We start from the raw sequence: 13,775 nt of genomic DNA, 5'->3' as shown, positions 1-13,775 counted from the left end.
GCCGCGGGCCGGTCTCACGCGGCCCGCGAGCGATGATTCGCACGGGGTACTTGACGCAGGGTTACAACGATGTAATAGTCGTCACCAGCGCAGCGCGGCGCAGTCGACACTCCCCCCGACGGCAGCACCGCAGACCCACGTTGCCCACCGACAAGGAGGTCGAAATGGCACCCCGTCCATCGTCCACGTTCACCCGGCGCAGTCTGCTCACCGCGGGTCTCGCAACGGCCGGAGCGGTGGCCCTCGCCGGCTGCTCCAGCACCCCGCTCGGCGCGGGCCTCTTTGGCTCGCCGCTCAACCCCGAGCAGCTCATCTTCTGGAACCTCTTCGGCGGCGGTGACGGCAGCCGCATGCAGACCATGGAGGCCGGCTACCGCAAGGCCAACGGCGGCACCAAGTCGCTGCAGGCCACGGTCTTCGCCTGGGGCAACCCGTACTACTCGAAACTGACCCTCGCCACGGTCGGCAACAAGCCGCCGGACGTCGCGGTCGCCCACCTCACCCGCGCGAAGCCGCTCTACGACGGCGACATCCTCGAGCCCATCACCGACGCCGACCTCGCCTCCGTCGGGCTCTCGGCCGACTCGTTCAACGCGAAGTCGTGGGACGCCCAGAAGACCGACGGCAAGAACATCGCGATCCCCCTCGACACGCACCCGCTGGTGATGTTCTACAACGCCGACGTGATGAAGAAGGCGGGCCTCCTCGACAGCGACGGCAAGCTGAAAGACCTCACCGGGCTCGACACCTTCGAGGCGGCTCTCGCGGCCATCAGCAAGGTGACCGGTGGCACGGCGATCACGGTCGCCAACGTTAGCGAGACCGCTACGCCGTGGCGCGTGTTTCAGACGCTGTACTGGCAGATCACCGGGGCCACCCCGTTCCTCTCCGACAACGGCTCCAAGATCACGGTCAATGACGATGCCTACGCGAAGGTCATGGAGCGGATCGCTTCCTGGGTCAAGAAGGGGTGGCTCAACAAGGGCCTCGACTACGCCGGTGCCCAGACTGCGATGTTCACGGGCAAGTCCGGTTTCTTCCTCCAGGGAGAGTGGGAGATCACGACAGCCCAGTCGATCAAGGGCCTGAAGTTCGGCATGGTTCCCGTGCCGACCCTGTTCGACAAGCCGGCCGCGCAGGCCGACTCGCACACGTTCGTGCTCCCCCGCAAAGACCGCACGCCGGCCCAGCGCAAGCAGGCGATGGTGTTCATCAAGTCGATGCTCGACCAGAGCCAGACCTGGGCGATGGGTGGTCACGTTCCCGCCTACCTGCCGACCCTCGACAGCTCGGCGTACAAGACCCTCGAACCCCAGGCCGACTACTCGAAGGCGGCTGAAGACGCGGTCTACGACGACCCCGCCTGGTACGGAGGATCCGGCTCCACGTTCGAAGTGACAGTCGGTGCTCAGCTGGCTCTCGTCCAGCAGCTCTCGAGCTCGCCGCAGGCCGCACTGTCGGCCATAAAGGGCCAGCTCAAGGTCTACACCAACACCCCCAGCCCGCTGTGAATCCCCGCACCCCGACCCCAGGAGGTACAACGTCGTGACCGCCGCTCCCGCTCTCACCCGCCGCGCAGCGGCCGCCCCAGAAGCCCGACCGAAGAGGCACTCTGTGCTCTCGCGCGGCGACGGCCGCGGCGCGTGGCTGTTCCTCGCCCCGTTCGGTCTCTTCTACCTGGCGTTTCTGCTCGGGCCGACCATCTGGATGTTCGTCACCAGCTTCTTCAACACGTCGACGGTCCGCACCGGGCTCGGGTCGTTCGCGGGTTTCGCGAACTACGCCGAGATGCTCGGTCGCGCGGATTTCTGGAGCTCGATGTGGCACACGCTGCAGTTCACGCTCTACACGACGCCGCCGCTGGTGGTCCTGGCGTTCTTCCTGGCCATTCTCACCAACCGGGTGCGCCGCGGGCAGTGGTTCTTCCGCCTCGCGTTCTTCCTCCCGTACATCCTGCCGTCGGCGACCATCTCGCTCATCTGGGTGTTCATCTTCACGCCGGGGTCGGGCCTCTGGGCGAGCGCGCAGAGCGTCTTCGGCATCACTCCGGGAGCCGGCGTGCTGGCCAGCCCGAACACGGCCATGATCGGCATCGCGATCGCCACGATCTGGTGGACGCTTGGCTTCAACTTCGTGCTGTACCTGGCCGGTCTGCAAGAGATTCCGCGCGAGCTGTACGAAGCCGCCGCGGTCGACGGAGCGACGACCTGGGAGCAGATCCGCTACATCACGCTCCCGCTGCTGAGCCGCACCACGACTCTCGTTCTGCTGCTGCAGATCATCGCCAGCCTCAAGATCTTCGACCAGGTCTACCTGATGACATCCGGTGGCCCCGGTATCTCGACGTCGGTCGCCCTGACGCTCGTCACGGGCACGGGCTTCACCGACAACCGTCTCGGCGCTGCCTCGGCCGCGTCCGTCCTCCTCCTCATCGTCATCATCGCGATCGCCGTCATCAGGCAGCTCGTCGACCGCGCGGCAGTCCGAAAGGCGGCCTAATCATGGCCCTCACCACAGCTCCCGAACGCCGCACCAAGTCGCCGCTCTCGGCCGCCGCTCCGGCAGCGCGTCCGACCGGGGCCCGCATGGGCACCAGCGGTCGCACGTTCGGCATCGTCTCGGCCATCGTCCTCACGGTCTTCGCGATCGTCTGGCTGATCCCGAGCGTCTTCGCTCTGAAGACCTCGCTGTCCGACAACGGCGCCGCGGCCCTCGGTGCGAACGAGATCCTGAAGACCTGGAACCCGACGCTCCACTCCTACGCCGCGCTGTTCCAGGCCGGAGACATCTGGAACTGGTACCTCGCCAGCGGAGTCACGAGCGTCGTCACCGCGGCGATGACCGTGCTCTTCGCGTCGATGGCCGCCTTCGCCCTGTCGCGGTTGAAGTTCCGCGGCCAGAACGCCGTCTTCCTGCTGATCATCCTCGGCATCATGATCCCGAGCCAGGTGCTCATCGTGCCGATCTTCCAAGAGCTCGGCGCCGTCAACCTGCTCAACACCTACTGGTCGGTCATCTTCCCGCAGGTGCCCGCCGTCATCGCGGTTTTCATCTTCAAGCAGTTCTTCGACGGCATCCCGAGAGAGCTCGAGGAGGCGGCTCGCATCGACGGCGCCGGCCTCTGGAAGGTCTACTGGTCGGTCATCATGCCGCTGTCCCGCCCCGTGATCGCGGCCGTGATCATCCTCACCTTCGTCGGCGTCTGGAACAACCTGCTCCTGCCGCTGTTCGTCCTCTCCAATCCGAACCTGATGACCATCCCGGTCGGTCTCGCCACCGTCCAGGGCAGCTTCGGTCAGCGCTACGCCGACATCCAGGCGGGCGCTCTCCTCGCGGCTCTGCCGCTGGTCATCCTCTACCTGGCGTTCCAGCGTCAGATAGTCGAGGGGATCACGGGGTCCGGCCTCAAAGGCTGACCCCGAGTTCGACACGCGACGGGCGCAGGATCCGCAGCACCGGGATCCTGCGCTCTCGTTTCTTCTGCACCACACCACCCACCACCCACGTAAGGATCCCTATGCCCTCCGCGCGCATTGTCATCGACCGCGACTTCACGATCGGACCGGTGCCCCGCCGCCTGTTCGGCTCGTTCGTCGAGCACATGGGACGCTGCGTCTACACCGGCATCTACGAGCCGGGCCACCCCGAGGCCGACGAGCGCGGCTTCCGCCAGGACGTGCTGAAGCTCGTCAAGGAGCTCGGCCCCACGGTCGTCCGCTATCCCGGCGGCAACTTCGTCTCGGGTTACAACTGGGAAGACGGCGTCGGCCCGGTCGAGGAGCGCCCGCGCCGCCTCGACGGCGCGTGGCACACCGTCGAGACCAACGCCTTCGGCCTGCACGAGTTCGTCGAGTGGTCGAAAGACGCCGACGTCGAGGTGATGGAGGCGATCAACCTCGGCACCCGTGGCGTCGACGCGGCCCGTGAGATCGTCGAGTACGCGAACCACCCCGGCGGCACAGCGCTCTCCGACAGGCGCATCGCGAACGGCGCGAAGGCCCCCTTCGACATCAAGCTCTGGTGCCTCGGCAATGAGCTCGACGGCCCCTGGCAGATCGGCCACAAAACCGCCGAGGAGTACGGCCGCCTCGCGCAGGAGGCCGGCAAGGCCATGCGCTTCGTCGACCCGTCCATCGAGCTCGTCGCGGTCGGCTCGTCGAACTCGGGCATGCCGACGTTTGGTTCGTGGGAGCACACGGTGCTGTCGCACGCCTACGACGAGGTCGACTACATGTCGATGCACGCGTACTACCAGGAGCACGACGGCGACGCCTCGTCGTTCCTGGCCTCGGCCGTCGACATGGACTACTTCATCGAGTCGGTCGTCGCGACGTGCGATGCGGTCCGGGCGAAGCGCAAGGCCAAAAAATACATCAACCTCTCGTTCGACGAGTGGAACGTCTGGTACCAGACCGGCCTCGAAACCGACGACCAGCCCGGCGCCGTGTCACAGTCGTGGCGTGAGCACCCCCGCCTCATCGAAGACACCTACAACGTGACCGACGCCGTCGTGGTGGGCACGCTGCTCAACTCGCTGCTGCGGCACGGCGACCGCGTGTCAATCGCGAACCAGGCGCAGCTTGTCAACGTGATCGCCCCGATCCGCTCCGAAGAGAACGGTCCGGCGTGGAAGCAGACCATCTTCTGGCCGTTCGCCCGCATGGCGGCTCTCGCGCGCGGCGAGATCCTCCGCACCGCGACCACGAGCGACAAGGTGTCGTCGAAGCAGTTCGGCGACGCCGACCAGGTCGACGTGAGTGCGACCTTCGACGAGCAGAACGGACGCGTCGCGCTGTTCCTGGCCAACCGCGGACTCGACGGGGCGGCCGACGTCACAGTGGCGCTGAACGGGTTCGTCGGCGGCCGGGTGCTCCGAGCCGAGCTGCTCGAGATCCCGTCGGGTGGCACGCGCCTAACCGCGAACACGCTCGAGTCGCAGGATGCACTCGGCCTCGTGCCGCTCGACGGAGTCGTCGTCGACGGCTCGACCGCGACGCTGCGCCTGCCGGCTCTCTCGTGGGCGGTCGTCGAGATCGAGGTCTCGAAGGGCTAGAAGCGCAGGTGCATCACGTGCAGGCCGACGAGGCCTTCGGTCGGGTGATCGAAGGCCTCGGGCACCGTGCCGACGATGGTGAAGCCGAAGCTCGTCCAGAGCTTCACGGCCGCCGTGTTGGTCTCGACCACCGCGTTGAACTGCATGCTCCGGTAGCCGTCGGCTGCGGCCGCCGCGACGACGTACTCGCCGAGCGCCCTTCCGACGCCTCGCCCGCTGGCCTCGGAGGAGACCATGAAGCTCGCGGTCGACACGTGCGACCCGCGGGCAGGCCGGTTCGGCCCGTAGTGGGCAGACCCGAGGATCCGGCCCACCGACCCCGGATTCTCGTCGACCGCCACAACCACCGTGTGCCCGCCCACGAACCACTCGCCGATCGCCTCGTCCTCGCTGAGTCCGGTCGGCAGTGCATACGTCTCGCCGGTCTCGACGATCTCGTGGAAGAAGGGCCAGATCGCGCTCCAGTCGGCGGCGGTCGCAGTGCGGATCAGCATGCGCCGAGCGTAGTGCCCGGGTTCGGGCGGTACCCCGACACCTCGATGCGTCTGCAGTCTGTTGGCCGTCATCGAGTGCCGCCTAATGCCGTCTGCGGCCTGGCCTCCCCGGCATATGGCGTCACTCGGGGCGCCGACGGCGACGCCGATCGGCGGACGAGCGGTCTGACGCGGACGATGTCGGCGGAGCACGGCAAGATGGAGTCATGCTTCTCACCTGCGATGACGCCTGGTTCGGCGGCTGGCGCGGGCCCAGCGCGCTGACCATCGAAGCCGGGCGGCTGCGATACGCCGGGCCGGCCAACGCGCTTGCCGGCGACCCGGGCAGCGACCCCGATAGCGACCCCCGGAGAGCAGAACCCGACGGCCACCTCCGCGGGGTCGTGCTCGCCCCCTTTACCGACTCGCACGTGCACCTCGGCCTGATCGATGCCGGCGCTCTGGTCGCCGGCGGCATCGGGCGTGTAGTCGATCTCGGGTGGGATCCCGAACAGGCACAAAGCTGGCCAACTATCGGTGCAGACCCCGCGAGCGGCTGGCCCGAGGTGTCGATCGCGGGCCCGCTACTCGGGGCGCCCGGCGGCTACCCCAGCCGCTCGGCGTGGGCTCCGGCAACGGCGGCCGTTGCCGTCGCAACCAGCGACGACGCGAAGCACGCGATCGACGACGTCAGAGCCGTCGGCGTGAGCATCGTCAAGATCACCCTCAACTCCGACGCCGGCCCCGTCTGGAGTGACGAGACCCTCGACGCCGTCGTCGGTGCCGCCCACGACGCCGGCCTCCCGGTCGTCGCCCACGCGCAGGGCCTCGGCCAGACCCGCCGCGCCGCCCGAGCCCGCGTCGACGCCCTGGCCCACACGCCGTTCTCGGAACGCCTCGATGACGACCTCCTCGACGACCTCGCCCGCTCGATGACCTGGATCTCGACGCTCGCGATCCACGCCCGCCCCTCCGGCGCCAACGGCCAGGGCGGCGACGCCTACGACATCGCCGTCGACAACCTCGCCCGCTTTCACACCCGCGGCGGCTCCGTGCTCTACGGCACCGACCTCGGCAATGGTGAGCTGCCGCTGGGGCTCAACGGCGTCGAGCTCGCGGGGCTCAGCGCCGCCGGGCTGACGCCCGACGCCGTGCTGGGTTCGCTGACGCCCGGCAGCGGTGAGCCCGGCTACGACACACGCCTCGTGACGTGGATGCCCGATCGACCCGCGACGATCGCCGATCTGGCGAGCAGTCGGATCCTGACTCTGCCCGCCCTCGTGAGAGAAGCCGAATGACGCACCCGACCGTTGCCCCCGACAGCAGCCACTCCGACGAGAGCCACCTCGAAGCCGCACCGCGCGACGCAGCCGACCCGCTCGCGCACTTCGCCGAGCGCTTCGTGCCAGCCGAGGGCGTCGTCGCCTACCTCGACGGCAATTCGCTCGGCCGACCGCTCAAGGCCACCGGCGAGCGCATCGCGTCGTTCCTCGCCCACGACTGGGGCACCCGCCTGATCCGCTCGTGGGACGACCAGTGGATGGACGCACCGACGTCGCTCGGTGACCGTCTCGGATCCTTAGCGCTCGGCGCAGCCGCCGGTCAGACCGTGATCGGCGACTCGACCACCGTGCTGCTCTACAAGCTGCTGCGCGCCGCCCTCGATCACGGGCAGAAGTCGGGCCGCGACGAGATCGTCATCGACGACGACCAGTTTCCGACCGACCGGTTCGTGGTCGAGGGCATCGCGCGCGAGCGGGGCGGCTCGATCCGCTGGGTGAGCGTCGACCCGACTCTCGGCGTGACTCCCGAGCTGGTGGCCGAAGCGGTCTCCGAGCGCACGGCCGTCGTGCTCGTCAACCACGTGTCGTACCGGTCGGGCTACCTGGCCGACCTCACTGAGATCACTCGCATCGCGCACGAGGCCGGGGCGCTGGTCGTCTGGGATCTCTGTCACTCGGCCGGCGTCGTCCCGATGTCGCTCGACGACTCGGGCGTCGACCTCGCCGTCGGCTGCAGCTACAAGTTCTTGAACGGCGGCCCTGGCGCTCCGGCCTTCGCCTACGTGCGCCGAGAGCTGCAGGAGGTGCTCGAGCAGCCGATCCAGGGCTGGATGGGCGCCGCCGACGTCTTCGCGATGGCCGCGTCGTACGAGCCCGCGCCGAGCATCCGCCGCTTCATCAGCGGCACTCCCCCGATCGTTGGCATGCTCCCGCTCCGCGACATGCTCGATCAGATCGACGAGGCCGGAATCGAGGCGATCCGCACCAAGTCGCTCGCTCTCACCGACTACGCCTTCGCTCTGGTCGACGAGTGGCTCGTGCCACTCGGGGTGCGCGTGGCGACCCCCAGAGACACCAGGATCCGCGCGAGTCACGTCACGGTCACACACCCGGCGTTCCGCGAGATTCTGCCGTCGCTCTGGCAGGCCGGGGTGATCCCCGACTTCCGCAATCCCGACGCCCTTCGCCTCGGTCTCTCGCCGCTCTCGACCACCTTCGCCGAGGTGCGCGCTGGTGTCGCTGCAATTCGCTCCGCTCTCGCTTAGAGCGCCCGTGAGACCTCAAATCTGACCGTCTAGCGGCGACAGGATCGGTCGTTTCTGAGGTCTCGCCGCCGTTGCCTCGGGGCCTGCCGAGCCAACAGCCTCGCGATAGGGGTATTCAGCCTGCTTCGCCGGGGCTCTCGTCGACTCGGGTCTTCGCGCGGCGTGTATCGATGCCACGCCCCCAGAAGACGAGAAGCATCACGAAACCCGCAGCCGCCATCAGCCAGTCGCGGATCGGCTCAAGGAGTCCTTCGAAACCGAGAACGATCGCAGCTATGAGCCACAGGGCCGGCACGATCCCGCCCAACCACGCTCGATTCGACCGGGACACGAGAAGGTGCCCGCCAAAGACTGCCAGGACTACCAGCCAGATCCAGTCACCCATTCTTCAGCTCTCCTTGACTTTCGTTCGATCCTCTGCGAGGTCATAGCTGTTGTTTGTTGGCCCTCGCAGTGCCTCGGCAATCTGCTGGGCAGTAGTGATGGGAACCATCCGAACGACGACCCGCCGGGTAAAGCGGTCCCTGAAACAGAAGGTCATCCGAGACACACGAAGGTGTTTGCCTAACGGTCCCGTCCACGTGCCGATGGAGTGGAAGGAATGTATCGATCCCGTGACAGTCCTTCGCCAGAAAATGCCGGCTCGGGCCGAGATGATGGTCCTTCGTCCCACGACGTCGATCGTCACTGATCCCGTGTGCCGATTAATAACTGGGACCAACAGACCAAGCACCGCGATCGTTGTAAGCCAGCCGAGCGATTCGGATTCGAGGCCGGGCACGTTATGCAGCTGGCTGCCTACAATCGCGCCTAAAGGCGCGAGTAAGACTCCACAGAGTCCAATAGTGGGCCAGGCGAAACCAACGGAGGCCCGGGGCTCTACTAGGGGCTTGAAGTCCGGAAAAAAACGCTGGACGAGTCGCCGAGCTTCGGGGAGCGTTTCAAGGGGTAGCAACATGTTTCTGGATACGGACGCAGTCGCTTCACCGGTAAGGCATCGAATTTGAACACGACGTGAAAGCCACATGAGCGTGTTCTGTTTCGCCTCGAGAAGACTCACATCGTTCACCGCCACAGTCTTGCGTTCACGGTCCCTGATACCGCCACTAAAGGTAAGGAACGCGCCTTGGCGCACGACCCTGTATTGACGGAATCGAGCCCAGGACAGAAACGTTCCATAGATGACGGCAAGCATGGCTACCCCAACACAGGTCATCACCGTTAAGAACGCTGAATATCCTTGCACGCCATCAAAACCAGGAAGGTCAAGCGCATCAATTCCAGCGTATTCACGAAGGGTGCCCGGAAGGGTAACCGCAAGCGGGACTACAAGGAAGAAGAATCCGTGGGTAAAACCAATCAGTATGTGGTCCGGCAGGCGGAGCTGTTTCGTCAGAACTTGCCCCTTTCTCGCCTGTGTGATCACCGAAGCCGACGATGCCGTAAGACCCCTCGCCATCCGAGAACGGTGAGCATCCTTCTTTTCAAAGAGCCGTCGAATTCGGTCTGCCTCACGTCGGGTGAGGGCAGCAAGCACGATGGAGTCACTGGCAGACTCTATGGCGATGGTCACCCGCTCACGTCTGAACGCAGCCTCAAGTGGCGACGCGTTGACCGAAACGGACCTCACGTCGACCCACGGGATGCTCGATTGAGTCCCAAATAATCGCCCTTTTCGAAACACGATCGAGTGCGTATCGCACTTATAGCGGACGGCAACCCAATCACCTGCGATTCGGTAGACACGTGTGTAGACGTAGTAGCCGAGAGAAACCGTGACTGCCGTATGCCACGCACCCTCCACCCGCGTCAGAGCAATGGAGAGGGGCACGACGACAACCCATGCAGACCTGCACACTTTTACGAATTCAATTAGGAGGAGTCTTGACGAATTTTTCCGATAGGGAATGAGGTTCGTCACGGTTCGCGACTCAAGAGAGGAACCATTGCGTCGAAGGATGCTCGCGAGAGCGGCGGCAGCCTAATGTCTAGCGTGGTGGCGACTATCGAGGCATCAACATGGTCGTACAGTCGACTGAATGGCCCGGACCGTGTCTTGACAACAGTGACTCGGTCAATGGGCACAAGACGCATATGTCGAAAAATGCGGCCTTGACTGATCGTTATGACCCTGTCGTTCACCTCGAGAAAGAACGAGCGTTGGCGAATGGGCTCAAACCAGATCAACTCCAGGAGGGCAAAAAGGGAAATGGCAACGTCGACCAACGCCACTATGCGAGCTACGGTCTCGTTCCCGATGATAACGGGGAGGCTGCTGACGGCAATGAACACAGCGGCCGCGATCAAGGAGGAGACCCGGGACCTTGCCAGAGCGTTGGCAGGCATTCGTATCTCTAGGCAGTCTTGATTCCACGAGAAGGACGGGTCGGGAGACGCGTCGTTCACTTGCTCGACTCTGTATCGACATCATCTTTCCGGGTCAGGGACAGGTAGGTGTCTTCAAGACTCCGCTTTTGCAATTGAAGATTCGTCAGAACGACACCCGCACTGCACGCAAGTTCAAAAGCCTCTGCCGGCGTGGACTCGGGCAGCGAGAATCGGTTCCCTACTTGAAAATCGCAAACTACCCCCGTTCTCTCGAGATGAGCTCGAAATGTCGAGGACCCAGCCAGGACCTCGCATGAAGTACCTATGGAGATTTCGGAAGTGAGGTCCAGAGGCTTATCGGCAACGAGACGACCCCCATCAACGACAACGACACGCGTGGCGACCTGCTGTAATTCCGTGAGCAAGTGAGACGAGACGAGGACGGCACCTCCAGCTGCTGAGAAGTCCTTCAGCTCGCGGCGAAGCCAAAGGATACCTTCGATGTCTAGGCCGTTGACGGGTTCGTCGAGAATGAGAGCCTTAGGTCGAGGCAGAAGCGCGACTCCCAACGCGAGCCGTTGGCGCATCCCGAGAGACAGACGCGAAGCACGGACGTTGGCCTTACCGCCTAGTCCGAGGCGGTCCAACTCCGCATGAGCCTCTAAGTCCGAAAGCTGGCTGCCATAGGCCGCTGCCGCGATCTGAAGCACGTCCCTGCAACGGAGCCTCCTATCCAACCAGGATGGATCGAGAAGGACTCCGACGATTTGACCAGGATTCTCCAGATGGCGGTAGGGCTGTTGAAAAACTAACGCCCGGCCAGCATCTTCGCGCTCCAAGCCGCTGAGAATCCGCATCGCAGTGCTCTTGCCAGAACCGTTGGGGCCAAGCATGCCAACGATTTCTCCGGCCTCGACTTCAAACGAGAGTTCGTGGAGGACCCGACGACCCGCGTACGACTTGCTAATTGTCTGAAAAGAGAGTGCGGCGATCGTCATAGGGGGGCCCGCCCTTGGAGACGGAGCCAGCCGATACCGAGGAGAGTTGCGGGCCAGAGGATGAACGATACAAGGGCAGCCGATTGACCTGGCGAGGCCTCGAGAAGGGACACAGTCAATGCGGCCGGGCTTGCCGCCGTAAGCACGGAGCCGAGTGGGCCTACCCAAATCCCAATTACGGCGGCGGCCACTGGCCAGGCCCAGAGAACTGCCATCAACGCAACAACAGCTCCAGCCAGGGAGCGGAGCGATGACGCAATTGATAATCCAAGCAATCCGTAGAGAACGGATACGACAAGACAGGATCCAAATTTCTCGACTATCTCACCTAGTTGGAAGGAGAAATCAACTCCTATCAGCAGACACACGATAGCCGCACAGATTGTCGTAAGGATGAGGGCAACGCTACATATCACCGAGATGACCACAGACAAGGCCACAGCCTTCGATGCAAGAACCGTCGTGGGCCGTGGACTGGAGAGAAGGGCATAGGCGATAGCCCCCCTGTTGACCTCCCCAGCAAAAACGATTAGGCCCATGAAGGCGTAAAGAATCGGGACCGAATCGCTTCCATACGTGCTCGCCTGGGCGAGCGACAACGCGGTGTTGTTCCCTGAGGAGGCAATAGATTTCCCTAGGCCAAGGGACAAGAAGAGGACCGCGCTCAAACCAAGGAGAACTCGGAGACTACGAATCCGATTCAACTTCATGGTTTCGACTCGAATTGCCCGGTGAAGTCGCCGCCAGCCGAAGGAGTCGATGCGGTGTCGATTCATGGCAACCTCCGCGCTCGGCTTCTTGCAATCCGCGCGCAAACAAGGAGAGTTAAGCCGCCTGCCACGAGGCCAACTCCACCAGCTAGAAGTGCGACCGCCAGAACGCTCTCGTCATGGCTCGCGCCCGTCTCGGCTTCAACTTCCTTGACAACGGCCAGCAAAGGAACCAAGGCCAGAAGCGATACCACGAGTACGACACCGGCGGACGAAAGCCAAACCCAGCTCTTCCGGAAGTTCATTCTGAGACACCCCATTCCGGTTGCCGGAGATCGACGGCTGGTCCGACGATTGGCAACCCCAGGAACACCCTAATACATATTAGACGCTTGACATATCGCACGCCGCCCTGTCAGCCTCATCCCGGCGCGATCGAATCGTCGCACCGTCCCCAAGGAAATCGAAAGAAGGATTATCACGTGGTTGCTTTCCTGAGGCTGATCGGCCTGCTGGGCAAATATGGCAAGAAGGCCGTGGATTGGGCCTGGGCCAATAAAGGCCGGATCCTGAATTGGCTCAATGCCGGACAAGCCATTGATTGGGTTGTTGCCCAGGTTCGAAAGGCCGTCGGCGTCTGATCGACCGATCGCGGGGCGGGCGTGGAATCAGGACGACCGCCCCGCGATTCTGTGCCATGTCCGTTCTGCAAGCGACCCACAGATCACCTCGTTGCCCCCACGAAGGCCTTAAGCGAGACTCGAAGGATGGCAGTTCGCTCGCCGAGGGTGGACAGGTTCTGACGTCTCGCGACCAGGCCAACTAGCGCAGCGTCCTCCAGTGCTAACGAATCTTCGAGTGGCACAGTGGAGGCATGACTTCCGGCGACGCCTTCGAACCCGACCAGCGACATGCAGCCAACGCCACCTCCTTCGGGTCGGCCGCCGACGTCTACGAACGAGGCCGTCCGTCGTACCCGGCTGAGGCCGTCGAATGGCTCCTGCCCGAGGGCGCCCAGCACGTCGTCGACCTCGGGGCCGGCACCGGCAAACTCACCCGGCTGCTAGTCGAGCGGGTGCCGCGTGTTACCGCGGTCGAGCCGTCCGAGAAGATGCGCGAGACGCTCATCCGTGCCGTGCCCGAGGCGCAGGCGCTTCCGGGATCGGCCGAGCGCATGCCGGTCGACGGTGAGAGCGCCGATGCGATCTTCGCCGCCCAGGCCTGGCACTGGGTCGATCCCGAGCGTGCCGTGCCCGAGGCAGCCCGCGTGCTGAAGCCCGGCGGCGTCCTAGCCCTGCTGTGGAACATCCGCGACACGAGCACCCCCTGGGCCGCGGCTCTCGACGAGATCATCGACGCGGCGTCCGAGAGCGAGCTCGAATCCGAGGATCCGCGAGTAGGCCCGCCCTTCCTCCCCGTCGAGCGGCGTGACTTCGCCTGGGTCAACCCAATGACGCACGACGAGGTCGTCGCCATGGTCGCCTCGCGCAGCTATGTCATCACGCTGCCGGAGGCCGAGCGGGAGGCGCAGCTCGCTCGCGTGCGCGAACTGCTCGACACCCACCCCGACACCGCGGGCCGCGCGACGGTCGATCTGCCGTACGTGACGCGCTGCTCGCGGGCCGTGCTACCCGCCTGACCAGTCTTTTTTGCGCTCGCACCCCG

General features: G+C 64.6%; 14 protein-coding genes. 8 read left to right on the top strand and 6 right to left on the bottom strand.

From position 1 onward, the window contains the following. Positions 1 to 164: 164 nt before the first annotated feature. The 4 genes from ITJ49_RS01065 (at position 165) to ITJ49_RS01050 (ending at position 5,053) form a co-directional block, all read left to right on the top strand. A complete protein-coding gene (locus ITJ49_RS01065) occupies positions 165 to 1,511 on the top strand; it encodes an extracellular solute-binding protein (RefSeq protein WP_194600418.1) in 1,347 nt (448 codons plus the stop codon). 34 nt (positions 1,512 to 1,545) lie between these two features. Next, complete coding sequence (locus tag ITJ49_RS01060) at positions 1,546 to 2,499, top strand: carbohydrate ABC transporter permease (RefSeq protein WP_194600416.1); 954 nt, start codon at positions 1,546 to 1,548, stop codon at positions 2,497 to 2,499. Positions 2,500 to 2,501: 2 nt separating this feature from the next. Next, positions 2,502 to 3,416: a carbohydrate ABC transporter permease gene (locus ITJ49_RS01055; RefSeq protein WP_194600414.1), complete on the top strand. Its 915-nt coding sequence runs from the start codon at positions 2,502 to 2,504 to the stop codon at positions 3,414 to 3,416. Between the two features lie 101 nt (positions 3,417 to 3,517). Beyond that, positions 3,518 to 5,053 (top strand): alpha-N-arabinofuranosidase, encoded by a 1,536-nt coding sequence (locus ITJ49_RS01050; RefSeq protein WP_194600412.1) that lies wholly within the window; start codon positions 3,518 to 3,520, stop codon positions 5,051 to 5,053. Here ITJ49_RS01050 and ITJ49_RS01045 read toward each other — a convergent pair. Continuing rightward, on the bottom strand, positions 5,050 to 5,547 hold the full coding sequence (locus ITJ49_RS01045) for a GNAT family N-acetyltransferase (protein ID WP_194600410.1): 498 nt from the start codon (positions 5,545 to 5,547) through the stop codon (positions 5,050 to 5,052). The two genes, ITJ49_RS01050 and ITJ49_RS01045, sit on opposite strands and share 4 nt — an antisense overlap. Positions 5,548 to 5,753: 206 nt before the next feature. Here ITJ49_RS01045 and ITJ49_RS01040 point away from each other — a divergent pair, with 206 nt between their 5' ends. Both ITJ49_RS01040 and ITJ49_RS01035 read left to right on the top strand, forming a co-directional pair. Continuing rightward, the gene (locus ITJ49_RS01040; protein WP_194600408.1) at positions 5,754 to 6,824 is read left to right on the top strand and encodes an amidohydrolase; all 1,071 of its coding nucleotides are present in this window, start codon (positions 5,754 to 5,756) and stop codon (positions 6,822 to 6,824) included. Beyond that, a complete protein-coding gene (locus ITJ49_RS01035; protein ID WP_194600406.1) occupies positions 6,821 to 8,074 on the top strand; it encodes a kynureninase in 1,254 nt (417 codons plus the stop codon). The genes ITJ49_RS01040 and ITJ49_RS01035 overlap by 4 nt, the downstream gene beginning before the upstream one ends. Before the next feature lie 115 nt (positions 8,075 to 8,189). On the opposite strand, the gene ITJ49_RS01030 is transcribed toward ITJ49_RS01035, so the two are convergent. From ITJ49_RS01030 to ITJ49_RS01010, 5 genes are read right to left on the bottom strand one after another with little or no spacing between them, the layout of a single operon-like run. After that, entirely contained in the window at positions 8,190 to 8,459 is a 270-nt protein-coding gene (locus ITJ49_RS01030) for a hypothetical protein (protein ID WP_194600404.1), read from the bottom strand. Positions 8,460 to 8,462: 3 nt separating this feature from the next. Continuing rightward, positions 8,463 to 9,995, bottom strand: coding sequence for a PH domain-containing protein (locus ITJ49_RS01025; protein WP_194600402.1), 1,533 nt, complete (start codon positions 9,993 to 9,995; stop codon positions 8,463 to 8,465). Continuing rightward, positions 9,992 to 10,420, bottom strand: coding sequence for a PH domain-containing protein (locus tag ITJ49_RS17985; protein ID WP_370544348.1), 429 nt, complete (start codon positions 10,418 to 10,420; stop codon positions 9,992 to 9,994). Before ITJ49_RS17985 ends, ITJ49_RS01025 begins: the two co-directional genes overlap by 4 nt. A gap of 56 nt (positions 10,421 to 10,476) precedes the next feature. Continuing rightward, on the bottom strand, positions 10,477 to 11,400 hold the full coding sequence (locus tag ITJ49_RS01015) for an ABC transporter ATP-binding protein (RefSeq protein ID WP_194600397.1): 924 nt from the start codon (positions 11,398 to 11,400) through the stop codon (positions 10,477 to 10,479). Then, positions 11,397 to 12,176, bottom strand: coding sequence for a hypothetical protein (locus ITJ49_RS01010; RefSeq protein WP_194600395.1), 780 nt, complete (start codon positions 12,174 to 12,176; stop codon positions 11,397 to 11,399). Before ITJ49_RS01010 ends, ITJ49_RS01015 begins: the two co-directional genes overlap by 4 nt. A gap of 416 nt (positions 12,177 to 12,592) precedes the next feature. Between ITJ49_RS01010 and ITJ49_RS01005 the strand changes: the two genes are divergently transcribed. Next, positions 12,593 to 12,751, top strand: a complete 159-nt coding sequence (locus tag ITJ49_RS01005) for an aureocin A53 family class IId bacteriocin (RefSeq protein WP_194600394.1) — start codon at positions 12,593 to 12,595, stop codon at positions 12,749 to 12,751. Positions 12,752 to 12,984: 233 nt separating this feature from the next. Further along, positions 12,985 to 13,749: a class I SAM-dependent methyltransferase gene (locus ITJ49_RS01000; protein WP_194600392.1), complete on the top strand. Its 765-nt coding sequence runs from the start codon at positions 12,985 to 12,987 to the stop codon at positions 13,747 to 13,749. The last annotated feature ends 26 nt before the right edge of the window (positions 13,750 to 13,775 follow it).

The sequence above is a fragment of the Frondihabitans sp. VKM Ac-2883 genome, from assembly GCF_015350875.1.
Classification (GTDB): Bacteria; Actinomycetota; Actinomycetes; order Actinomycetales; family Microbacteriaceae; genus Frondihabitans.
This window is presented reverse-complemented; position numbering and strand designations above follow the sequence as displayed.